A 19,778-nucleotide genomic window follows, 5' to 3' on the forward strand; every position below is an offset into this window, starting at 1 on the left:
TTCAAACCTCCTCTGCATCTTCTCTTACAAAATCTATGGCGTGAAAGGGGCAGACTTCCGCACATATGCCGCAGCCTTTGCAGTGGTCATAGTCGTAATCCAGCCTCTTGCTGTCATTAACAGGTATCGCACTGTCGGGGCATGTAGGAGGGCAAAGCATGCATTGTGTACATTTTTCTATGATCCATACCGGTTTCATCGCTCTCCAGTCTCCGGTCTTGAATTTTTCTGCACTCCCTGCATCATATATGGTACCCCCGGGGGTCGTCTCTCTCCATGTCAGATTCTCTTTCATATGCCCTGCCATATTTCCCTTCATATGCCCTCCACCTCCTTTAATGACCTTTCCAAAGCCTTCATATTCCCATCGATCACTTGAGGCTTGGTAGCGAATTTATGAGCAAAGCTTTCTTTCATATAACCCAGGAATTTCCCTTCGTCCATTATTCCGCTCACTTTCACCACCGCGCCCAGCATAGGAGTATTGGGGAAGTTTTTCCCTATGGTTTCCTCAGAGATTTTTCTTGCATTTATGGTGCAAATCTTGCCTTTGAAGTCCTTTAGGTGTTTTCTCAATTCTTCAGGGCTTTTGTCCGAATTGATTATTATGGCACCGCCTTCCTTAATTCCTGATGCCACGTCTATAGGCCCTATCAATGTCTGATCAACAACAGCTACATAATCAGGTTCATATATATTTGAGTGAATGGTGATCTTTTCATCACTGATCCTATTGTAGGCCGTTATGGGTGCTCCCATTCTCTCAGGGCCGTATTCAGGAAAACCCTGTATGTATTTGCCTGTATTGAAGGCAGCGTCTGCTAAAAGCAATGCGGCTGTTTTAGCTCCTTGACCTCCCCTTCCATGCCACCTTATTTCAATAAGCTTTTTCATTCTTGTCCCTCCTTTTAATTTGTCTGAGAATATTATATGCCTAAAATTTATTTAATATTATTTGAAGTAATATCAATAATGCAATAACAATAAAATCTGCCCGGTTAGCAGGGCAGATTTTATTGTTATATGTCCATTTATTAAAATATCTGAGTTCTATTCATATAAGGTTCAAGCATATTAAGTCTTTTCTTTGCACGTTCATCCAGTTTAAGAGCCAGTATAGTGCATATGAGCTCTAGTAGAAACATTGGCGCCACATTTGAATTAAAAAAACTCATGCTTGCTACATCCACTATTAAAAGCTCGTCCGCATATTGGGCAAAAGGTGCAGTAGCTCTGTCAGTTATCAATATAAGCTTTGCCAATCTTTCTTTACTGATATTAATTATATCAAGCGCATTCTTTTTATATCTGTTAAAGCTGATTATAACTATACAATCATCTTCTCTAATGTTCATAACCTTTTCTATATTATCAAAATCTTCACCAGTTGCCAAAATCACGTTTTCAGTTATAAGATTAAGTAAAAACCCCAATTTATTAGCAAGGTCAGCAGTACCTCTATAGCCGCTTATATATTTATGATTGCTTGAAGCCAGAATATCTGCTATACGCTCAATCCTATCCAATGAATTTTTAGATAATACACTCATAATATTACTAGTGGTAAGCTCAAAATATTTTGTAACGAGATTTTCTTCTGAAAACTCTCTATCATCAACTTTCACTATTCTTTGATTTGGAGGTAATCGAAATTTATCATGAGAATCAGCTTGCGATGCTATATATTCTTGGATATCCTTTTGCAACTCGTTAAAGCCCTTGTATCCCAATGCCTTAGCCATTCTATTTACAGAAGTATTACTTGTATTCAGTTCTTTGGCAAGGTCGCTGGCTGACATGAAACATGCTTTGCTAATATTATAGAGTACATATTCAGCTATAGCACTTTCTTTTTTTGTAAGCTTCGACCTGATTATCCGTTCCTTCAAATCTACCATATCAAGTACCACTACCTCCAATTAATTCTATAAGGAAATTATATCCTTCTGCATATATCTTACACTAAAATTAACAGTATCTTCAACAGTCTTCAGAAAACTTTATAATATATGCACCATACTTATTTATTTATAGTAATGCTTCCATTATTAAGCTTAGTAAGGCACTCATATCCATTATCGGTAATTAACACAGTATCGGAATGTCTCGCCCCTCCCCAGGTTTTTTCCATAAGGCCGGGTTCAACGGTTATAACCATTCCGGCTTCTAACAAAATTAAATTTTCCTTGGCCAATGAAGGGAATTCATGAGCAGAATTTCCTACCCCATGCCCCACCCTTCCGGGGAGAATATCACCAAATCCGTCTTTTATGAAGACATCTGCTGCTGCAAGATAAAGGGATTCAAATGTTACCCCCGGCCTCATAATATCAAAAATTGCCTGTCTTGCTTCCAGCATTGATTTATAAGCCTTATCCTTTTTACCCTCTATTTTATTAATAATGACGGTGCGCTCATTTTCTGCATGATATCCATTTACCTTTGCCCAAGCCATGGGCAATGAGATATCGCCTTGTATCGGTATATAGTGTTTAGGGCAATCGCATCCGTACGCAATGTGCTCGTTAGATAGGCACCATACATGCAGGCTGTCTATCATCCCTCCTTCGGAAGTTCCAAACCCGCAGACCTCCGTGTCGCCGTACTTCTCACTCCATGCCTTGCGCATCTGATACTGGCCTTCTGTGGAAGCACACGCCTCAGAATAACCTTTCTGAAGATATTTGATAGTGGCTTCAACTCCGATGTCAACCAGATCAGCAGATTTCCTGATACAACTTATTTCATATTCATCCTTGATGATCTTCATCATATTTATTTCATTGGAAATATCCTCAACCGCATCAATATTGAGCTTCTTTAAAATTTGCTGATATAGCTTGAAACTTATGGCATCCAATTCAAGCCCAAGCCTTATAGGTTCATCAGATAATATCTCCCTGACGGCATCAATAGGATCCATAGCTAAAGACTTATTGGCACCCCATTTCCCATATAGCTGCACATTTTCAAGAGCACCTTCAACTTTTGCATGATCACATCTAATACTGTGAACTAATAGGAAAACACCTTTTTTAACACTGATGATTACAAAACATGGATGGCTATTGATCACCGGATTAAAATTGCTAAAATAAAATGCATTCTCCGGCTTCATGATGATCGCCGTATCCACCCCCTTTTCCGCCAATTTATTCTTTAGTCTTTCAATTCTCTGAGAAACGAAATTTCTAATATCCATCCTTAACCTACCTTTCCGAAAAAGAAGCATATCTCAGGCTGATGCAGGGGTTTCCTATTGTTGTCCATGCTTCCCTATCCTCTATCACTACTAATGTTGTGGAAACGGTATTGGACGTGATATCTCCCTGAGGATGTCTGCAAATAGAGTTGATCCCATTTTCATGATCCGACATTATCCTAAACAAGTCTTGGAATCTTATCTTGCCGTAACGTTCTTTCAGCATTTGGCCAATGCGCTCAGATCTTTTGTATGTGGATTGGTATTCTCCAGGCTCCGGGTTTACTCCCTTTGTCTCAGGCAGCATATAATGATTTGTTCTGTATAGTACACCGCTTCCATCGTCTTCTTCAATATACATAGCATCTTTAGTGGTTTCGATGACAAAGGCATCCCTTTCATCCGCCGCAATGATGTTCAATCCATTCAATCTCGGATATGTTTTGAGATATTCTATTACTTCTTTTGCCGTTTTACAGTTTTCAAGAAGCAATCGAATATTAACAAATATATGAGCGGCATCAATCTTATCAATGTCAGGCTCAGCATGCTTTGACCAGAAACCGGTGGTAGTAATTCCAAGCCCATGGCTGTTGATTCCGCTGGCAGGATAAGTAACCGTACCGGCGCCATTAACCTCAATTATGCTGCTGCCGTCATCATTTATCCTTTTGATTACCGCTTGCTCTATTGGTTCCCTCATGTCACGGTTTTTTATGAGATAGGTACAGCCGTCGGCAGTCGCCTTGCCTCTTGTTAAGATCATGCTGCATTCTTGATTGAAATACTGAGTCATAAAGTATGCAGGAATATTAATCATGAGTATATCCTTAAGGCATATGCCGGAGCCATCTGCTATACCGCGCATTTCTTCCATCAGATGGGAATGGTTCTTCTCCATGAAAGAGACGTTTCTGTCAACAAAAGCTTCATAACGCGGAATATCCACCTTATCTTTGGCTATCTTATCTTTCACACTATTAACGTTGCTTTGTATTACTTGTGCCAAAGCTTTCCCCTGTGCCACACCCTGATCATAGGGGGTCCCTCTGACTATAATAATATTATCCATATAAATAACCTCCTGCTGTCGTTTATTTTTATATATTGAACGAAACTTCATTCAGTGAGGGATGGAAGCCCCCGCTGAATGTTAGTTCAGTGTTAATTCTCTTTATCGGTGTACTGACATGCAACGGCAAAAATGTCCTTCGGAAATCTCTTTAAGCTCCGGACTATCGATATGACATTTCTCTTGAGCCATACTGCATCTTGTAGAAAAGCTGCATCCCGACGGAACATTGATAGGACTTGGTATATCACCCTTTAGTATTATTCTGTTCTTTTTTGCATCCGGATCTGCCAAAGGAACAGCAGAGATCAATGCTTTGGTATAGGGGTGAACAGGGTTTTCAAAAATATCCGTTTTGGATGCTAATTCAACGATTTTACCAAGATACATGACGGCAACCTTGGTTGAAATATGTTGAACCACCCTCAAATCATGGGAAATAAAAATCATTGTTAAGCCCAGCTGTTTTTGAAGCTTGGCCAATAGGTTGATGATTTGAGCTTGAATAGATACATCCAATGCCGAAACACATTCATCACAGATGATAAGCTTAGGGTTCACCGCCAGTGCTCTTGCGATGCAAATTCTCTGCCTCTGGCCTCCGGAAAACTCATGGGGAAATTTATTCATGCTTTCTTTACTAAGGCCAACCATGTCTAAAAGTTCTTCTGCTTTTTTCATGGCTCCATCTTTTGTTGCTATGCTATGAATGATAAATGGCTCGCATAGAATATCTTTTACTCTCATCCTTGGATTTAATGAAGCGTAAGGATCCTGAAAAACCATCTGTATGTCTCTTCTCGCTTTTCTAAGATCTCGGGGTGACATTTTAGCTATGTCTTTTCCTTCAAATATGACTTCTCCGTCTGTGGGTGATATAAGCCTCATGATAGTCCTGGCCAAAGTGGATTTCCCGCATCCTGACTCTCCCACGATTCCCAGGGTTTCCCCATAGTTTATGGTAAGATTTATATCATCAACTGCTTTAACGAAAGATTTCTCTCTATTAAATAAGCCGCTGCCAACACTAAACCATTTTTTTAAATTGCGTACTTGCATTAAAGCCTGGTCATTATAAGTAACTTCTGCATTCATACTCCTTGCCTCCTATCCCCATCTATCGGTACACTTCCAGCACTTGATCCATTGTTCCCCGAATACTGTCATAGGCGGCACCTCCTGAGTACAGATAGATTTCTTATATTTGCATCTATTGTTAAAAGCGCAGCCGCTTGGTAGTTTATATATGCTTGGCACGTTTCCTTCTATGGTTTCCAAATCTCCCTTTACATCCTTCATAGTAGGGATGGCTTTCAATAGCCCTTGTGTATATGGATGCCTGGGATTATAGAAAATATCTCTGACCGGCCCTTTTTCGACAATGCTTCCTGCATACATGACTGCAACAGTGTCTACCATCTCAGCAACTACTCCGAGATCATGGGTTATCAGGATTATTGATACATTAAATTCTTTATTAAGATTCTTAAGCAGATCCATGATCTGAGCCTGAATTGTAACATCCAATGCGGTAGTGGGTTCATCTGCAATAAGCACCTGAGGTTTGCATAAAAGAGCCATAGCGATCATTACCCTTTGTCTCATGCCGCCGGAAAGCTCAAAGGGATACTGGCTGAAACGCGTTTCCGGCGATGGAATTCCGACGGTTTTAAGCATATCAACAACCTTTTTGCAGCATTCTTTTTTAGTGCAGTTTTGATGAAGGCGTATAACTTCAGAAAGCTGATTTCCAATTGTAAATAATGGGTTAAGCGAAACCATGGGTTCCTGAAAAATCATGGTTATTTTGTTGCCGAGATATTGCCTCATTTCCTTTTCGCTTATATCAAGAAGGTTCTTATCACCGAGAAATACTTTCCCTTCTACTTTTGCCGGAGGTGATGGCAGCAATCTCATGATGCTCTTGGAAGTCACACTTTTCCCTGAACCTGATTCACCGACCAGCCCCAGCTTTTCTCCTTCTTTTAAAGTAAAACTTATATCATTGACGGCTGCTGCCCTGCCATATTTTGTTTCAAAAGTTACAGTTAAGTTCTCTACCGTAAGTATAGGTTTGCTCATAATCCATATCTCCTCAAATTCTTTTTAGAAATCCAACTTGGGATCGAGATAATCTCTCAACCAATCGCCTAAGAGATTCACACCCAAAACGGTCAGTGTTATGGCAAGACCAGGTAATATTGCCATCCATGGAGATGTTACCAGATGTACCCTACTATCCGAAAGCATCCTTCCCCAGGTAGGTATCTCAATAGGGACGCCTAATCCAAGGTAACTTAAGGAAGCCTCCATCAGTATGATCTTTGCCATTTCAAGAGTCGCTATTACTATAACCGGACTTATAACATTTGGCAGGATGTGCCGAAAAATTATTCTCATGTTTGAACCGCCTAAAGATCTTATTGCCTCTATATACTCCATCTCTTTTATAGATAGTATTTCGCCGCGGACAAGTCTCGCATATCTAACCCAGCCGCTGAGACCTGCGATGAGTATGATGTTCTGCAAACCGGACCCCAGCACTGCAGCGATAAATAAGGCAAGCAGTATGAAAGGGAAAGACAGTTGGATGTCAACAATCCTCATAATAAGTGAATCAATCCAGCCTCCATAATATCCGCTTATTGCTCCCATAACAACTCCAACTATACCGGCAAGAATCGTACCTGAGAATGCTACCATAAGTGTCACCCTGCTTCCATATATTAAACGGGATAAGATGTCTCTGCCAAGCTGGTCGGTCCCAAAAATATGGTCCCAAGTTCCGCCCTCGGACCATGCTGGAGGCTTCATCTTATTGATAATATCCTGCTTCACAGGATCGTATGGACTGATTATTGTTGCAGTAAAGGCAACAACGATGACCAACAGGACTATGCTTAGTCCTAAAATGCCTGTCTTGCTTTCCTTTAAATTATTCCACATCGAGTTCCCCTCCTTACTGCATCTTTATGCGTGGATTGATAATACAATATAATATATCTACAACCAGATTTATTAAGGTAAAGGATATAGCCATTATAAATACTATAGCCTCCACCACCATAAAGTCACTGTTAGTAATAGACTGGACGGCCAACCTGCCGATACCCGGCCAACCAAAGACTGTCTCGGTAATTACAGCTCCGCCTATCAATGATGCAATCTGAAGACCAAGAACCGTAAGAATAGAACTCAGCGCATTTTTAAATGCGTGTTTCATGACTATCATATATCCGCCCAATCCCTTAGCCTTAGCTACATCTATATATTCCTTGGTCATAATCTCCAGCATGTTGGAACGCAGCAGCCGCGTAATGGTTGCCGCGGTAAAAACTCCTAATGTAAAAGCAGGCATTATAATTGATTTCCAGGAATCATTGCCTGATGTCGGAAGCCATCTGAGTTTAACAGAGAATATCATTATAAGCATAATACCAAGCCAAAAAGCAGGGATACATTGACCTAACAACGATATACTTCGGATCACTGCATCAGTTTTCGAATTACGCTTAATTGCTGATATTATTCCAGCAGGTATGCCGAATATTAAAGATATTAATAAAGCAGCACCGGCAAGCTTCAAAGTAGCAGGAAGCCTTTCAAGTACAACAGCCATGGCGGGCTCATTATAGTTGTAAGACATACCAAAATCCCCTACTACAGCCCCTTTTAAAAAACGGCCAAACTGAACTATAATCGGATCGTTAAAGCCCATCTCCTCTCTCATCGCTTCAATATCTGCCTGGGAAGCACTTGGCGGCAGCATCAGTTGAACAGGATCTCCTGCAACATTTAATACTAAAAAAACCACCAGCGTAATTCCGAGAACAGCAATGAGAGATTGGCCAAGTCTTTTAGCTAAGTATTTCGCCATACTTACCCACCTTTCTTTTGGGTATATTAGACCGGGGATGATGTAAGGCAGAAAACCCAGTACATCATCCCTAATGTCAAAATGATATATTAAAATTTTCTCAGTAAATTATTGTACATCCGCATCAGTTACCACTATCATTTCATCAACTCTGGGAGTCCAATTAATAACTCTCTTATTGTATCCATAGAGGCCATATTGTTGGTATAAGAAAATAGCCGGCGCTTCATCCTTAGCCATTTGCTGGAGCTGAGACAAAAGCTCAGCAGCTTCATTCTTATCAACTGTAGCAGCAGCTTTAAGCCTTAATGCATCAAAATCAGGATTGCTATATGTGGAATATCTTTCTCCTGTGGAGAAGGAAAGTTTAGTTACCAGATCAATATTAGAGTAGGGACCGCCTATTCCATTCATATAAAGAGGGTCAACAGTACCTGCAGCTATCTGCTCACGCTGAGTATTGCTGTCGGCTTCTCTTACAGTACACTTTATTCCAACTTCCGCAAGCTGAGCTGCTATAGCCTGTACAACGTCCTGACCGTTAAGATATCCGGAAGTAACACTCAACTTTAGTTCAAAGCCATTTGGATATCCTGCTTCAGTTAACAATTGTTTTGCCTTTTCCGGGTCATACTCATATGGAGCAATAGATGAGTCGTAGCCTTCATACTGAGGAGTAGAGATCGTTGCAATTTGAGTCCCGTAACCATCCAAGACTCCCTTGATTATTGCATCTTTATCAACAGCATAGTTAAGTGCTTGTCTCACTTTTACATTCTTTAACGGACTATCAATAAGCGTATTCATACCGATGAAAATAACACGAGTTGTCGGGTTCCCTATTACATCAAGGTTGTCTGCAGATTTGAGTCTTTCAACCTGACTAGTTTCTACATTGCTTATTATATCGACTTCTCCGGCTTCCAAAGCCGCAATCCTTGCTGCTGCTTCAGGAATAATTAAATAAGTAACCTTTCCCACTGCCGGTTTGCCGCCAAAATAGTTTTCGTAGGCTTCCATTGCAACCTTTTCATCTTTTTTGCGCTCAACAAATTTGTAAGGACCGGAACCTACAGGATTTTTTGCAAACTCTTCATCCCCTACTCTTTCAACATATGCCTTGGGGATAATCTTAACATAGGTCAGTCTTAAAGGAAGAGCTGCAAAAGGCTGGTCAGTAACAATTTCGAAGCTCAGCTCATCGGTTACATTTACTGTCATAAAAGAAAAGTCTGAAGCAAGCTTAAATTTCTTATCCTTATCTTTAATAGTATCGATGGTATACTTTACATCTTCTGATGTAAGTTTGGAACCATCATGAAATGTAATACCTTCTTTAAGCTTGAATTTCCATGTGGTATCATTAACTGATTCATAAGATTCTGCCAAATCTTTAGCTATAGCTCCATTAGCATCTGTCTTTAGAAGGCTGCTATAAATATGGGCTAATATTTGTGCTGTAGTTGTACCGGTTGCATTTCTTGGGTCCAGGCTGGATACATCTACCGGTGAGGCAAATTTTATTTCTTTTGAGGACGATGAACCCGGATTTTGAGATTGTCCACCTGCCGAGTTTCCCGAAGAATCGTTAGAGCACCCTGTGATAAGTGATAGTACCATTACCATAATTAATGCCGCGCTGATAACTTTTTTCATTTTATTCCCTCCATCTTTGTATATTATTTTTTGATTTTTATCATTATCATCTGCTAATATTTGCATACATCTTAATATTGCAAATGATACCAGAGGCATTTTGTTAAACTTTTTACTTATCTGTTGCTTTGTGTTTAAGTTTAAACATTTTTTATTATACATCAATTTCGTTCAAATCTCAACATATAGTTGAAATTTTCAGTATTTATTAATATAATGAAATTTAGTAAACTGAATTGCTGCCATAATAAATGGGATTATTAAAACATTTTAATAATCCCATTTATTATTTAAGATAATATTTCCACTATGACACTCATAGAAAATATTGCAGGAACAATAGCAGCAGCACTCCCGGTATTCCCAGAAAGCCGGCTATAAGAGCAGTTACCGGATTTATAGCGATAGTTATCCCGATAAATCCGCCAAATATATTGAGGAAGAAAAGAGCAACTGCACCGATTATACCGTTGATTATAAATTTGATTACAATTTTTATTGGCACCACCAAAAGCATTCCAATGATATAAATAACTCCAATGGCCAAAAATACGGCCAATATGGTAAAAATATCTACCTGGGGCACAATATCGCCTCCTTTTACTACAACTTGGCTAAATAATATATATTTCAATATTAATAAAATATTACATAATATTTTATTAATATTTTTTCGCAGCAAAATAGCTCTTCCACTATTTTTGTAAGAATCCAGCAATAGATTTTTTGCATAGCTTTCACAAAAAACAGCCGAAGAGCCATTTATATTTTCTTTAAACACTTCAAAAACAAACAATAATCAAAAGTCCATCTTTATGCCGCATTGCCTGGCACGTTTTATCATATACATATATTTAGATTTCGCCGCTTCCATCTTATAAATTGCATGATCGATCAAGTCCGATTCAACCACGTTTTCAAAATAGTTTTGCGCATCGTACCATTCCTGGCGAGCTTTAGCAACGGCCATAAAAAACTCCTCATTGCTGCTGTCCTTTTTGCTTTTCACAAAACCGGGTATCATATGTAAAAGCTGCTTGACTTCTAAATTTGCGGACAAATGAAATGCCTCCTCATATTTTTTCTATTTTTATATAAATATACCCATATTATAGAAAAAATATACGGAGGCCTTGTCTAAATTTCTCTTCTGCCTTCTAAGGCTTTCATCAAAGTGACCTCATCAGCGTATTCAAGATCCCCGCCGACGGGCACTCCATGTGCGATCCTTGTAGTTTTCACACCTAAGGGTTTTATCAGTTTTGAAATATACATAGCTGTGGCTTCCCCTTCTATATTTGGATTGGTCGCCAGTATGACTTCTTTTATCTTTCCGTCCTTGAGTCTGGCTAACAGCTCCTTAAGCCTAATATCATCAGGTCCTATGCCGTCCATAGGAGAAATTGCTCCATGAAGCACATGATAAAGGCCCCTAAATTCCCTCGTCTTTTCCATGGCCACAACATCCCTTGGATCTTCAACTACACATATTATGCTTTCATCCCTTTTGGCATCGGAGCATATATTGCATTTATCACTATCCGTAATATTGGAGCATATTTCACAGTATCTTACGCTTCTCTTTGCATTTATTATTGCATGAGCCAATTCCTCCGCTTCCTTCTGAGGCATATCAAGAAGATAAAAAGCCAGTCGCTGAGCCGTTTTGCTCCCTATGCCGGGCAATCTTGTAAAAGCTTCGATAAGCTTTGCAATAGGAGCTGCGTAATAGTTCATTAGAATAAACCTCCGGGCAGGTTCATACCACCTGTAAATTTGCTCATTTCTCGGGCCATCATTTCGTCAGCCTGCCTGATAGCCTCGTTGACAGCAGCCATTACCAGATCCTGAAGCATTTCAACATCATCAGGATCCACCACTTCAGGCTTTATGGCTATGGACTGTACTTGCTTCTTGCCGTTTATAACCACTGTGATAGCTCCGCCTCCTGCGCTTGCTTCTATGTTTCTTTGTTCTATTTCCTGCTGAAGCTTCACCATTTCCTGCTGCATCTTCTGAGCCTGCTTCATTATATTGTTCATGTTCCCCATTCCTCCTGGGAATCCACCTCTCGCCATTATTATTCCTCCTCTTTATTATTTAACCACTGAAGGTCACTGAATCTCTCACTAAATTTCACGAAAAGGGTATTATACTTTGCACATGATTAGTTTATTATTTTTTTGATGAATTTACAATAACCTTTGGAATATCTTGATGAATTAAAATACATCATCCCGTCTGTGTTCTTTCGTGAAAATTTCCGTGTATTTCAGTGGTTTCTGTAACCCTAAGTTCTTAGTCTTCTTCCACTACTTCAACGAGGTCTTCGCCAAATAGCTCAATAGCTTTTTTTACTATATCGTCGACCTTTGCATCGTCCTTGACTTCATCATCAAGCTTCCCGGCTTCATCTTCAAATATGGCTTTTATTTTTATGGGCTTGGAGAAGTATTCGCATGCAATTTCTTCAATTTCCTTCTTGGTATCAGCTCTCTCCACAGCTTCCTTTGAAAAGGAATCCTGTCTGGTAAAGCAGAGCATGATCTTTTCACCGTCAACTATGGCGGGCTTGCATAATGCTAGGTAAGTCCTCAGCTTCATCTTTTTTCTGTTTTTGATCTCTTGTATAAAGCCGTCCCACTTCTCCATTATCTCCGGTGATAGTGGTTTAACATCAGCCTTTCTTATCTTTTCCGGAACTTTCTTTTCTTCTTTCTTCTCTTCCTTTTTTGTTTTTTTATCCTCCGGTATGGCGGTTATGGATATCTCTCCCCTTGCCAGGGCCTCCTCCAGCTTTTCTATCCTTGCCAACAAGCCGTCGGAGCTTATATCTTTCTGAAGCTTGCACATTTTTATTATGGATACTTCCAAAATCGTTTTGGGCTGCGGTGACCATTTTATCTCCGATGTCAGCTCTGATAAAATATTTATGCACCTGATGATGTTGTCTCTTCCGTAGCGGCTGCTTTGATCCTTCAGCATTGAGATAGTCTCTTTGGATAAATCTATAACATCCTCAGCTTGGTCTACCAGTTTGGCCATAAGAAGATTTCTATAGTGATTGAGAAGATCTCTGGCAAATTGGTTCATATCCTTTCCTTCACGTGAGATTTCCTGAATGAGGAGCATGGCCTTCGAGCTGTTCCCCTCCAATATGGCCTCTGCCATTTTGAAAAGATATTCATCATTTACTATGCCCAAAACTTTAAGAACATCATCATGGTTTATGTTCATTTTGCCAAATACGGCACATTGATCCATAATGCTTATGGCATCTCTCATGGCTCCGTCGGAATTTCTCGCTATGAGCCTCAAAGCATCGTCATCAGCTTTAATATTTTCTTCCTTACATATATATTCCAATCTATTCACAATATTATCCTGAACGAGGCGCTTGAAATCAAATCTCTGGCATCTGGACAATATAGTAGCAGGCAATTTGTGAGGCTCTGTTGTTGCCAGTATAAATTTTACATAGGCCGGAGGCTCCTCCAAGGTTTTCAGCAATGCATTGAAGGCTTCATTGGTGAGCATATGAACCTCGTCTATTATATATACTTTGTACTTGCCCAAGGCGGGAGCAAACTTTACCGCTTCTCTCAGGTCTCTTACGTCCTCAATCCTTCTGTTTGATGCCGCATCTATTTCAAAAACATCCATAGAATTGCCTTGATTTATGCTGATGCAGCTTTCGCAGCGGTCACAGGGATTGCCGTCTACAAGGTCAAAGCAATTCACTGCCTTAGCAAGAAGCTTTGCCGTGCTGGTCTTGCCTGTTCCCCTGGTGCCGCAAAATAAATAGGCATGAGAAAGCTGATTAGCCTTGATTTGATTTTTTAAAATTGTGGTGATCTGTTCCTGACCGCAAACATCCTCGAATTTTTTAGGCCTCCATTTGCGGTATAATGCGGTGTACATATTATCAACTCCTCATGTTTATGACTAATATATATTATAACATTTTTCCCGGTTTGGAAAACTATATATGCTGAGAAAAAGAAAAAAGCCCGTAATATTACGAACTTTCTTTTTAAAATATAAATGGCCGTGCACCTTTCTTCGGCTTCGGACATCTCCAAGCGTTACCCGGACAGTTAGCTCCAATCAGGCATCCCCGCGGCACACAGAAGGGTTTACTTACCGCTGCTTCCTTCCGGACCTGACGGGGTTCATAAATTTCTGTTGCGCAGGACCCAATCATCATCACCACTTATCAAGGTCAGACCTTACAGACGCCGGCCTAAGCAAAGGAATTCAATCCTGCTGCTGCGGATTGCAGGTTACAGGGCACCGCAAACTCCCCATCTAGCACGGCCAAGCTGTAAACAATCAATGATACAGATTAAATTATATAATCAATAGCGCTTTGTGTCAACGGATAGATTTGGCTTATTACTTTCCGGATATAGCCAGTTCTCTGATTATCAAGCTGGGGCTGCCGAAACAGCCTCCTGAAGGCATCCCGAATTTTAGATCTCCTCCCGCTTCGATCACATCCTTGAGAAGGGCGTAAAAGTTTCCTGCTACCGTTATTTGTTCAACCGGCTTAACTTTTTTGCCGTTTTTTATCTCAAAGCCTTTTGCAGCGAGAGAGAAATCTCCTGATACTCCGTTGGCACCTGAGTGCAAGCCCTGAACTTCAGTGATCAGCATGCCGTCTTCCAAGGCCTTTATTAATTCTTCCAAAGCTTTTTCACCGGGTTTGATATAAAAGTTACTGGGTGATACTCCTACAGGCGAAGAGTAGGAACCCTTCGAAGCATTTCCTGTTGATTTTACTCCATCCTTTAAGGCGGTTTTTAGATTATACAGCAGTGTTTTGAGCTTTCCTTCCTCAACCACTGTCTTTGTATGGCATGCCACACCTTCCGCATCAAAGGGTGCAGAAGCCAAACCCTTTTCCATGAGCGGATCGTCAATTATGGTGACAGCCTTTGAAGCGATATCCGTTCCGACTTTTCCCTTCAGCAAGGACATGCCTTTCTGAACATTATAAGCAGAAAATATGCCTGAAAAAGTATCCAGTATATCTGCCATGACATCATTTCTTATTATAACCTTATATTTACCTGTAGGTATGCTTTCCGCTCCCATATTAGCCAATGCGTCTCCCACGGCTTCCTTTGCCAAAGCCATGGTGTCTATTTCGCCGGAATCATTTGAGGCCTTGAAGGCAAAAGCTGTGTTGACCTTGCCCCCTTCCTCCACAACAGGCGCCACTACAGCATATATGGTATTTGACTTATACTGCAGGTCCAAACCCTTGGAGTTTATTATCCTGTTTTCTCCGGCACCCGTGACCACCATGCAGTCCTCTATGTTCTTTACCTTTTGGCTTTGGCCCAATGTATCCTTCTCAAGCTGCAGCGCAAGCTTTATCTTTTCATCAGCCTTCATCCGGGATAATTCTTCATTGAAGCCTGATATCTCTGCATAGCTGTCCTGGCCGCCGTATATTATGTCTACCTCTTCATCTTCGATGGCGAGGGCATTTTCCTTGGCATCCTTTATCAGCATTTCTACGGCATAATCATCCAAAACCTCTGTATAGGAATATCCCATCTTTCCGTTGTACAAGCCCCTGAAGCTCAAGCCTCTATAGGAATTTAGGCTGTACTGGTCTATTTCTCCTTTATAAATGGTCACCTTGAAGCTGTCCCCATCCACATAATATATCTCATACTCTGTAAAGCCTTCCTCCTTTGCCCTGGAAAAAAGCTTATCGGCAAAATCCTTAATGATCATAACCATACACCTCCTACTCTCTACCGCCTACTGTGATTTCCGATACCCGGATCAGCGGCTGACCTACATTTGTGGGTACGTTTCCGCTCACTGAGCCGCACATGCCTGCTGCCAAATCCAGTTCCTTGCCCACCATGTCTATCCTGGTGAGTATCTCCGAGCCTTTTCCTATCAAAGTAGCGCCTCTCACCGGCGTATCTATCTTGCCGTTCTTGACCATATAGCCTTCCAATACCGCAAAGTTGAATTCTCCTGTCACCGGATTGACGGAGCCGCCTCCCATTTTTTTCGCATAGAGCCCGTAGTCCATGGACTTGATTATATTGTCATTCTCATCATTGCCCGGTGCTATGTAGGTGTTTGTCATCCTGGAAGTGGGAGCGAATTTATAAGACTGCCTTCTGGAGCTTCCCGTGGCTTCCATCCCCATTCTTCTTCCGTTCAGCTTATCTATCATATAACCCTTCAATATCCCGTTTTCTATGAGGATATTTTTTCTGGAAGGATTACCTTCATCGTCTATATTTATGGAACCCCATGCATTGGAAAGAGTGCCGTCATCTATTGCAGTGACCTTATCCGATGCGATCTTCTGCCCCAGCTTTCCTGCAAATTCCGAATTGCCCTTTGCCACTGACGTAGCTTCCAGAGAATGTCCGCAGGCTTCGTGGAATATGACTCCCCCAAAGCCGTTATCTATGGAAACTATCATCTTGCCCGACGGGCACAAGGGCGCATGGAGCATTGTTACCGCAATCCTTGAAGCTTCTCTGCCGCACTCTGCAGGATCGATTATATCGAACAATTCAAAGCCCATGCTCCTGCCTGGGGCTTCGTAGCCTGTTTGGTTCTCTTTGCCGTCGCTGGCAATGGCCTGAACAGCGAACCTGGATCTTATCCTTCTATCCGTGGTATATAGGCCTTCGCTATTGGCTATAACGACTCTCTGATCCACATCCACATAGCTTGACATGACCTGGGCTATCTCCTGGCTGTAATCCTTAGCCGCCTTATAGGCTTCCTTAAGCTTTGAAACCTTCCTGGCGATATCGATTCCCTTTGGTACATAAGCTACGGGGTTAATATTGGCATTGACCCTCTCTATCAACTCCACTGCCATGTCCTCTTTTATATCCCCCAGGGCCAATGCTGCATTATGGGCAGTCCTCAAAAGCGATTCTTTGGAAGTATCGTTGGTATAGGCATATATGCTTCTCAAACCTTTTAATATCCTTATACCTATTCCGAAATCCCTGCCTGAAACAGCGGTCTCAATCTTACCGTTGACCAAGCCTAAAGAGCTTCTCTCAGTATCCTCTATGAATACCTCTGCGAAATCTCCCCCGGTAGATAAGGCTTTCCCTAAAATATCCTTTATAATGTCCCTTTCAATCAAGCTAACCCCTCCTTGCAAGAAAAATATTTTTTTATTTTATTATAGCATATGTATTATTTTCCCCTATAGCAATATTATTATCTGTATCATTTATGTTTCATTATACGCTCTTTGATGCTATAATAATAATAAACGATAATTTTTTAACAACCTCTATAAAGCTGCATTATTCAAGTGGAGTGGTAAGGAGGTGGCATGTTGTGAAAAGCAAAAAAACCTTTCTCTCATATATGCTGCTGATCGCTATACAGTGTATGGCTCCTTTAGGCTTATTCGATGCCCCCCTAAGCCCGCCCGGATACAGATCCGAATTTATATCCTTGAACAGGATCTTTGTCAACCTTCCCAATGAAGAATACGATGTGGAAAAAGTCAATTCCATTATAGATAGAATATCGGTCTTTCCCCCCAAGCTCATAGACAGGCTCATAGCAAAGAATGAAAAAATGAAGCTTATAAACGGCCGTCTTACCGATGAGCCTGAATATGAATACCTTAAAGGAAAAACTCCGAGAGGGTGGGAGGATACGGGCTGCACCTGGGATGATGTGCCCGGCATAGGAGGCAATCCCATAGTGGTGAGGATAGAATCCTGCGGCGGCAGGGACAAGAGCCACAGCAGCGTATGCCTGGAGCTGCATGAGGTAGCTCACAGGATCAATGCCATAGAAAGCACAAGGATCAGTGACGGCTATGACTTTAAGAAGCTGTGGAAGGCTGAAGCCCCTATATTATTCGAGAACAACCAATATTTCATAGACCACTGCAACGAATACTTTGCTGAGTGTTATTCAATGTACTTATTCGATGAGGATACAAAAGCTGCGCTGAAAAAAAATGCGCCTCTTACCTATGAGTTTTTTTCCCAGGATTTCTTTAATGCGCTGCCAAAGCCGGATCTGTCTGTATACCGCTTCGGAGGCACAAAAATATGCGGGGGCATATATAAAAACAAAATATACGATTCATATAGCGACATAGTTACCGATGCATATTTCAAATCCTCAGATCATCTTTACATCGCCTTTGCAGCCACCAATTATGGACAATCGACAAATAAACCTCTAAGATTATCCCTTTGGGTAGACGGCAAGCAAATATTTTTCACATACAAAGGCCCTATAAAGTCAGGGCAAATCTGCCGTTTTTGGAATATAAGCATAGGCAAGCTCTCCCCCGGCGTACATTCCATAATCTACGAAGTGGACAGCAATTACGGCGTATCGGAAACTGATGAAAACAACAATTGGACGGAATATAAAATCGAAGTGGAATAGATAAGTGTAGCAGGAAAATACTTGATTTTGGCGAATATTAAGTTAAATCCCAATATAAGGAGTTGAAATATATGAGCTTTCTTAAGAATTTAGGAGACAAAGCCTTGAACACAGCTAAAGTCGTAGGCAATAAATCTCAGGACTTGATGGAAATAGGCAAGCTAAAGATGCATATTTCTCAGCTTGAAGGAGATATCAAAAAGCTCAAGGGTGAAATCGGAGAAGTCGTCTATAATGCCTATATCAACGGTCAAGGCTCACCCAGCGAACAAGTCGTCGCCCTCTGTGACAGCATAAGTGCCAAATATGCAGAAATTGAAGAAACCAAGGCCAAGATCGATCAGGTACAAAACGACTGATGAATTTAAAAAAGGCTTATTCCATCCGGGATAAGTCTTTTTTTTAACGGATCTGGCCTATATTATAACAATAGGCTTAATCAAATCCTTCGGCTTGTCTTTCATGAGCATTAATGCCTCTTCCATTTTTTCAAAGCCTTTAAATTTATGGGTGAGAAGCTTACTTGTGTCTAATCTGCCCGTTTGCATCAAAGTAACAAGCTTTTCCATACGGAGTCTGCCGCCGGGCATTAATCCTCCGGCGATCACTTTGTGACCCATACCGCATCCCCATTCAGCCCTTGGAATTTTTACATAATCACCGGAACCCAGGTAATTTACATTTCCAACTCTTCCGCCCGGTTTTACCATCTTAATGGCTTGAATAAAGGTATCCACATCTCCGCCTGCAATAACTACGCGATCAACACCTTTGCCATGGGTCTTTTCCATGATTTGCTCTACAATGTCGCCTTCCCGATAGTTGATAATATCAGTTGCCCCATACTCCCTGGCAATCTTTACACAATTTGGACGTGAACCTACCGCATATAGATTAGATGCACCACGAAGAGCAGCACCGGCTACGGCCATCAATCCAACAGGACCTATACCTATGACACAAACATCATCACCAAACTGGATATCAGCCAGCTCAACTCCATGAAAACCTGTAGGAACCATATCGCTCAGCATAACTGCGGCGGCTGCATCCACACCTTCAGGCAAAATGGCCAGATTCCCATCTGCATCATTGACGTGGAAAAATTCACCGAAAACTCCATCCTTGAAATTTGAAAATTTCCAACCTGCCAGCATGCCGCCGGAATGCATGGAATAACCTGCCTGGGACTGGAGGGAATTCCAATCAGGAGTGATAGCCGGAACAATTACTTTGTCACCGGGCTTAAAGTCTCTAACAAGTTCACCGACTTCTACTACTTCGCCAACGGCTTCATGCCCAAGAATCATGTCTTTTCGCTCGCCAATGGCTCCCTCCCAAACAGTATGCACATCTGAAGTGCATGGAGAAACAGCGATGGGCTTAACTATTGCGTCTAATGGGCCGCATTTAGGATATGCCTTTTCAATCCAACCAGTCTTGCCAATTCCTAACATTGCATAACCTTTCATTTTTAAACCTCCTTCAATAATCATACTTTACACTTTTATATTACATTATTGATATTAATACATCAATTGTTATGTGTA

At 41.1% G+C, this 19,778-nt stretch carries 20 protein-coding genes and 1 other RNA gene; 2 read left to right on the top strand and 19 right to left on the bottom strand.

Going from position 1 to position 19,778, the window contains the following annotated elements; genetic code table 11:
• Window position 1: 1 nt before the first annotated feature.
• The 18 genes from AC4HCY_RS00855 to AC4HCY_RS00940 form a co-directional block, all read right to left on the bottom strand.
• A complete protein-coding gene (locus AC4HCY_RS00855; RefSeq protein WP_323431736.1) occupies window positions 2–319 on the bottom strand; it encodes a 4Fe-4S binding protein in 318 nt (105 codons plus the stop codon).
• Complete coding sequence (locus tag AC4HCY_RS00860) at window positions 316–894, bottom strand: 2-oxoacid:acceptor oxidoreductase subunit gamma family protein (RefSeq protein ID WP_255229325.1); 579 nt, start codon at window positions 892–894, stop codon at window positions 316–318. The genes AC4HCY_RS00855 and AC4HCY_RS00860 overlap by 4 nt, the downstream gene beginning before the upstream one ends.
• 140 nt (window positions 895–1,034) lie before the next feature.
• Window positions 1,035–1,898: a MurR/RpiR family transcriptional regulator gene (locus AC4HCY_RS00865; protein ID WP_323431735.1), complete on the bottom strand. Its 864-nt coding sequence runs from the start codon at window positions 1,896–1,898 to the stop codon at window positions 1,035–1,037.
• Between the two features lie 122 nt (window positions 1,899–2,020).
• Window positions 2,021–3,202 carry a M24 family metallopeptidase gene (locus AC4HCY_RS00870; RefSeq protein WP_491095176.1) on the bottom strand — a complete coding sequence of 394 codons (1,182 nt, stop codon included), beginning with the start codon at window positions 3,200–3,202 and terminating at the stop codon, window positions 2,021–2,023.
• Window positions 3,203–3,209: 7 nt separating this feature from the next.
• Window positions 3,210–4,274, bottom strand: a complete 1,065-nt coding sequence (locus tag AC4HCY_RS00875) for a C45 family peptidase (RefSeq protein WP_323431733.1) — start codon at window positions 4,272–4,274, stop codon at window positions 3,210–3,212.
• A gap of 102 nt (window positions 4,275–4,376) precedes the next feature.
• Window positions 4,377–5,369, bottom strand: coding sequence for an ABC transporter ATP-binding protein (locus AC4HCY_RS00880; protein ID WP_491095177.1), 993 nt, complete (start codon window positions 5,367–5,369; stop codon window positions 4,377–4,379).
• A 12-nt stretch (window positions 5,370–5,381) separates the two neighbouring features.
• Window positions 5,382–6,356 (bottom strand): ABC transporter ATP-binding protein, encoded by a 975-nt coding sequence (locus tag AC4HCY_RS00885; RefSeq protein WP_323431731.1) that lies wholly within the window; start codon window positions 6,354–6,356, stop codon window positions 5,382–5,384.
• 24 nt (window positions 6,357–6,380) lie between these two features.
• Window positions 6,381–7,220 (bottom strand): ABC transporter permease, encoded by an 840-nt coding sequence (locus tag AC4HCY_RS00890; RefSeq protein ID WP_491095178.1) that lies wholly within the window; start codon window positions 7,218–7,220, stop codon window positions 6,381–6,383.
• Window positions 7,221–7,233: 13 nt separating this feature from the next.
• A complete protein-coding gene (locus AC4HCY_RS00895) occupies window positions 7,234–8,151 on the bottom strand; it encodes an ABC transporter permease (RefSeq protein ID WP_323431729.1) in 918 nt (305 codons plus the stop codon).
• Window positions 8,152–8,259: 108 nt separating this feature from the next.
• Complete coding sequence (locus AC4HCY_RS00900) at window positions 8,260–9,807, bottom strand: ABC transporter substrate-binding protein (protein ID WP_491095179.1); 1,548 nt, start codon at window positions 9,805–9,807, stop codon at window positions 8,260–8,262.
• Between the two features lie 316 nt (window positions 9,808–10,123).
• Entirely contained in the window at window positions 10,124–10,324 is a 201-nt protein-coding gene (locus AC4HCY_RS00905) for a pro-sigmaK processing inhibitor BofA family protein (RefSeq protein WP_491096061.1), read from the bottom strand.
• Window positions 10,325–10,606: 282 nt separating this feature from the next.
• Window positions 10,607–10,867, bottom strand: a complete 261-nt coding sequence (locus AC4HCY_RS00910; RefSeq protein WP_491095180.1) for a YaaL family protein — start codon at window positions 10,865–10,867, stop codon at window positions 10,607–10,609.
• Between the two features lie 77 nt (window positions 10,868–10,944).
• Window positions 10,945–11,544, bottom strand: a complete 600-nt coding sequence (gene recR / locus AC4HCY_RS00915) for a recombination mediator RecR (RefSeq protein ID WP_323433394.1) — start codon at window positions 11,542–11,544, stop codon at window positions 10,945–10,947.
• Window positions 11,544–11,885, bottom strand: coding sequence for a YbaB/EbfC family nucleoid-associated protein (locus AC4HCY_RS00920; RefSeq protein WP_323433393.1), 342 nt, complete (start codon window positions 11,883–11,885; stop codon window positions 11,544–11,546). The genes recR and AC4HCY_RS00920 overlap by 1 nt, the downstream gene beginning before the upstream one ends.
• Before the next feature lie 220 nt (window positions 11,886–12,105).
• On the bottom strand, window positions 12,106–13,728 hold the full coding sequence (dnaX, locus tag AC4HCY_RS00925; RefSeq protein ID WP_491095181.1) for a DNA polymerase III subunit gamma/tau: 1,623 nt from the start codon (window positions 13,726–13,728) through the stop codon (window positions 12,106–12,108).
• A 127-nt stretch (window positions 13,729–13,855) separates the two neighbouring features.
• Window positions 13,856–14,124, bottom strand: an RNA gene (gene ffs, locus AC4HCY_RS00930) — signal recognition particle sRNA large type.
• A gap of 78 nt (window positions 14,125–14,202) precedes the next feature.
• Window positions 14,203–15,555, bottom strand: a complete 1,353-nt coding sequence (locus AC4HCY_RS00935) for a TldD/PmbA family protein (protein WP_491095182.1) — start codon at window positions 15,553–15,555, stop codon at window positions 14,203–14,205.
• A 13-nt stretch (window positions 15,556–15,568) separates the two neighbouring features.
• Window positions 15,569–16,951, bottom strand: a complete 1,383-nt coding sequence (locus AC4HCY_RS00940) for a TldD/PmbA family protein (protein WP_323433390.1) — start codon at window positions 16,949–16,951, stop codon at window positions 15,569–15,571.
• Between the two features lie 200 nt (window positions 16,952–17,151).
• On the opposite strand from AC4HCY_RS00940, the gene AC4HCY_RS00945 reads away from it, so the two are divergent.
• Window positions 17,152–18,228, top strand: a complete 1,077-nt coding sequence (locus tag AC4HCY_RS00945; RefSeq protein WP_491095183.1) for an anthrax toxin lethal factor-related metalloendopeptidase — start codon at window positions 17,152–17,154, stop codon at window positions 18,226–18,228.
• A gap of 71 nt (window positions 18,229–18,299) precedes the next feature.
• Window positions 18,300–18,587: a hypothetical protein gene (locus tag AC4HCY_RS00950; protein ID WP_323433388.1), complete on the top strand. Its 288-nt coding sequence runs from the start codon at window positions 18,300–18,302 to the stop codon at window positions 18,585–18,587.
• A 57-nt stretch (window positions 18,588–18,644) separates the two neighbouring features.
• Here the strand turns inward: AC4HCY_RS00950 and AC4HCY_RS00955 are convergent, their stop codons facing one another.
• A complete protein-coding gene (locus AC4HCY_RS00955; RefSeq protein WP_491095184.1) occupies window positions 18,645–19,700 on the bottom strand; it encodes an NAD(P)-dependent alcohol dehydrogenase in 1,056 nt (351 codons plus the stop codon).
• Window positions 19,701–19,778 lie beyond the last annotated feature (78 nt).

Source organism: Lutispora sp. QWL-02 (assembly GCF_058315355.1).

Excerpts from the sequence above, each read along its gene's own strand:
- AC4HCY_RS00855 (WP_323431736.1), bottom strand. The coding sequence starts at position 319 with ATGAAGGGAAATATGGCAGGGCATATGAAAGAGAATCTGACATGGAGA.
- AC4HCY_RS00860 (WP_255229325.1), bottom strand. The coding sequence starts at position 894 with ATGAAAAAGCTTATTGAAATAAGGTGGCATGGAAGGGGAGGTCAAGGA.
- AC4HCY_RS00865 (WP_323431735.1), bottom strand. The coding sequence starts at position 1,898 with ATGGTAGATTTGAAGGAACGGATAATCAGGTCGAAGCTTACAAAAAAA.
- AC4HCY_RS00870 (WP_491095176.1), bottom strand. The coding sequence starts at position 3,202 with ATGGATATTAGAAATTTCGTTTCTCAGAGAATTGAAAGACTAAAGAAT.
- AC4HCY_RS00875 (WP_323431733.1), bottom strand. The coding sequence starts at position 4,274 with ATGGATAATATTATTATAGTCAGAGGGACCCCCTATGATCAGGGTGTG.
- AC4HCY_RS00880 (WP_491095177.1), bottom strand. The coding sequence starts at position 5,369 with ATGAATGCAGAAGTTACTTATAATGACCAGGCTTTAATGCAAGTACGC.
- AC4HCY_RS00885 (WP_323431731.1), bottom strand. The coding sequence starts at position 6,356 with ATGAGCAAACCTATACTTACGGTAGAGAACTTAACTGTAACTTTTGAA.
- AC4HCY_RS00890 (WP_491095178.1), bottom strand. The coding sequence starts at position 7,220 with ATGTGGAATAATTTAAAGGAAAGCAAGACAGGCATTTTAGGACTAAGC.
- AC4HCY_RS00895 (WP_323431729.1), bottom strand. The coding sequence starts at position 8,151 with ATGGCGAAATACTTAGCTAAAAGACTTGGCCAATCTCTCATTGCTGTT.
- AC4HCY_RS00900 (WP_491095179.1), bottom strand. The coding sequence starts at position 9,807 with ATGAAAAAAGTTATCAGCGCGGCATTAATTATGGTAATGGTACTATCA.
- AC4HCY_RS00905 (WP_491096061.1), bottom strand. The coding sequence starts at position 10,324 with ATGCTTTTGGTGGTGCCAATAAAAATTGTAATCAAATTTATAATCAAC.
- recR (WP_323433394.1), bottom strand. The coding sequence starts at position 11,544 with ATGAACTATTACGCAGCTCCTATTGCAAAGCTTATCGAAGCTTTTACA.
- AC4HCY_RS00920 (WP_323433393.1), bottom strand. The coding sequence starts at position 11,885 with ATGGCGAGAGGTGGATTCCCAGGAGGAATGGGGAACATGAACAATATA.
- dnaX (WP_491095181.1), bottom strand. The coding sequence starts at position 13,728 with ATGTACACCGCATTATACCGCAAATGGAGGCCTAAAAAATTCGAGGAT.
- AC4HCY_RS00935 (WP_491095182.1), bottom strand. The coding sequence starts at position 15,555 with ATGATCATTAAGGATTTTGCCGATAAGCTTTTTTCCAGGGCAAAGGAG.
- AC4HCY_RS00950 (WP_323433388.1), top strand. The coding sequence starts at position 18,300 with ATGAGCTTTCTTAAGAATTTAGGAGACAAAGCCTTGAACACAGCTAAA.
- AC4HCY_RS00955 (WP_491095184.1), bottom strand. The coding sequence starts at position 19,700 with ATGAAAGGTTATGCAATGTTAGGAATTGGCAAGACTGGTTGGATTGAA.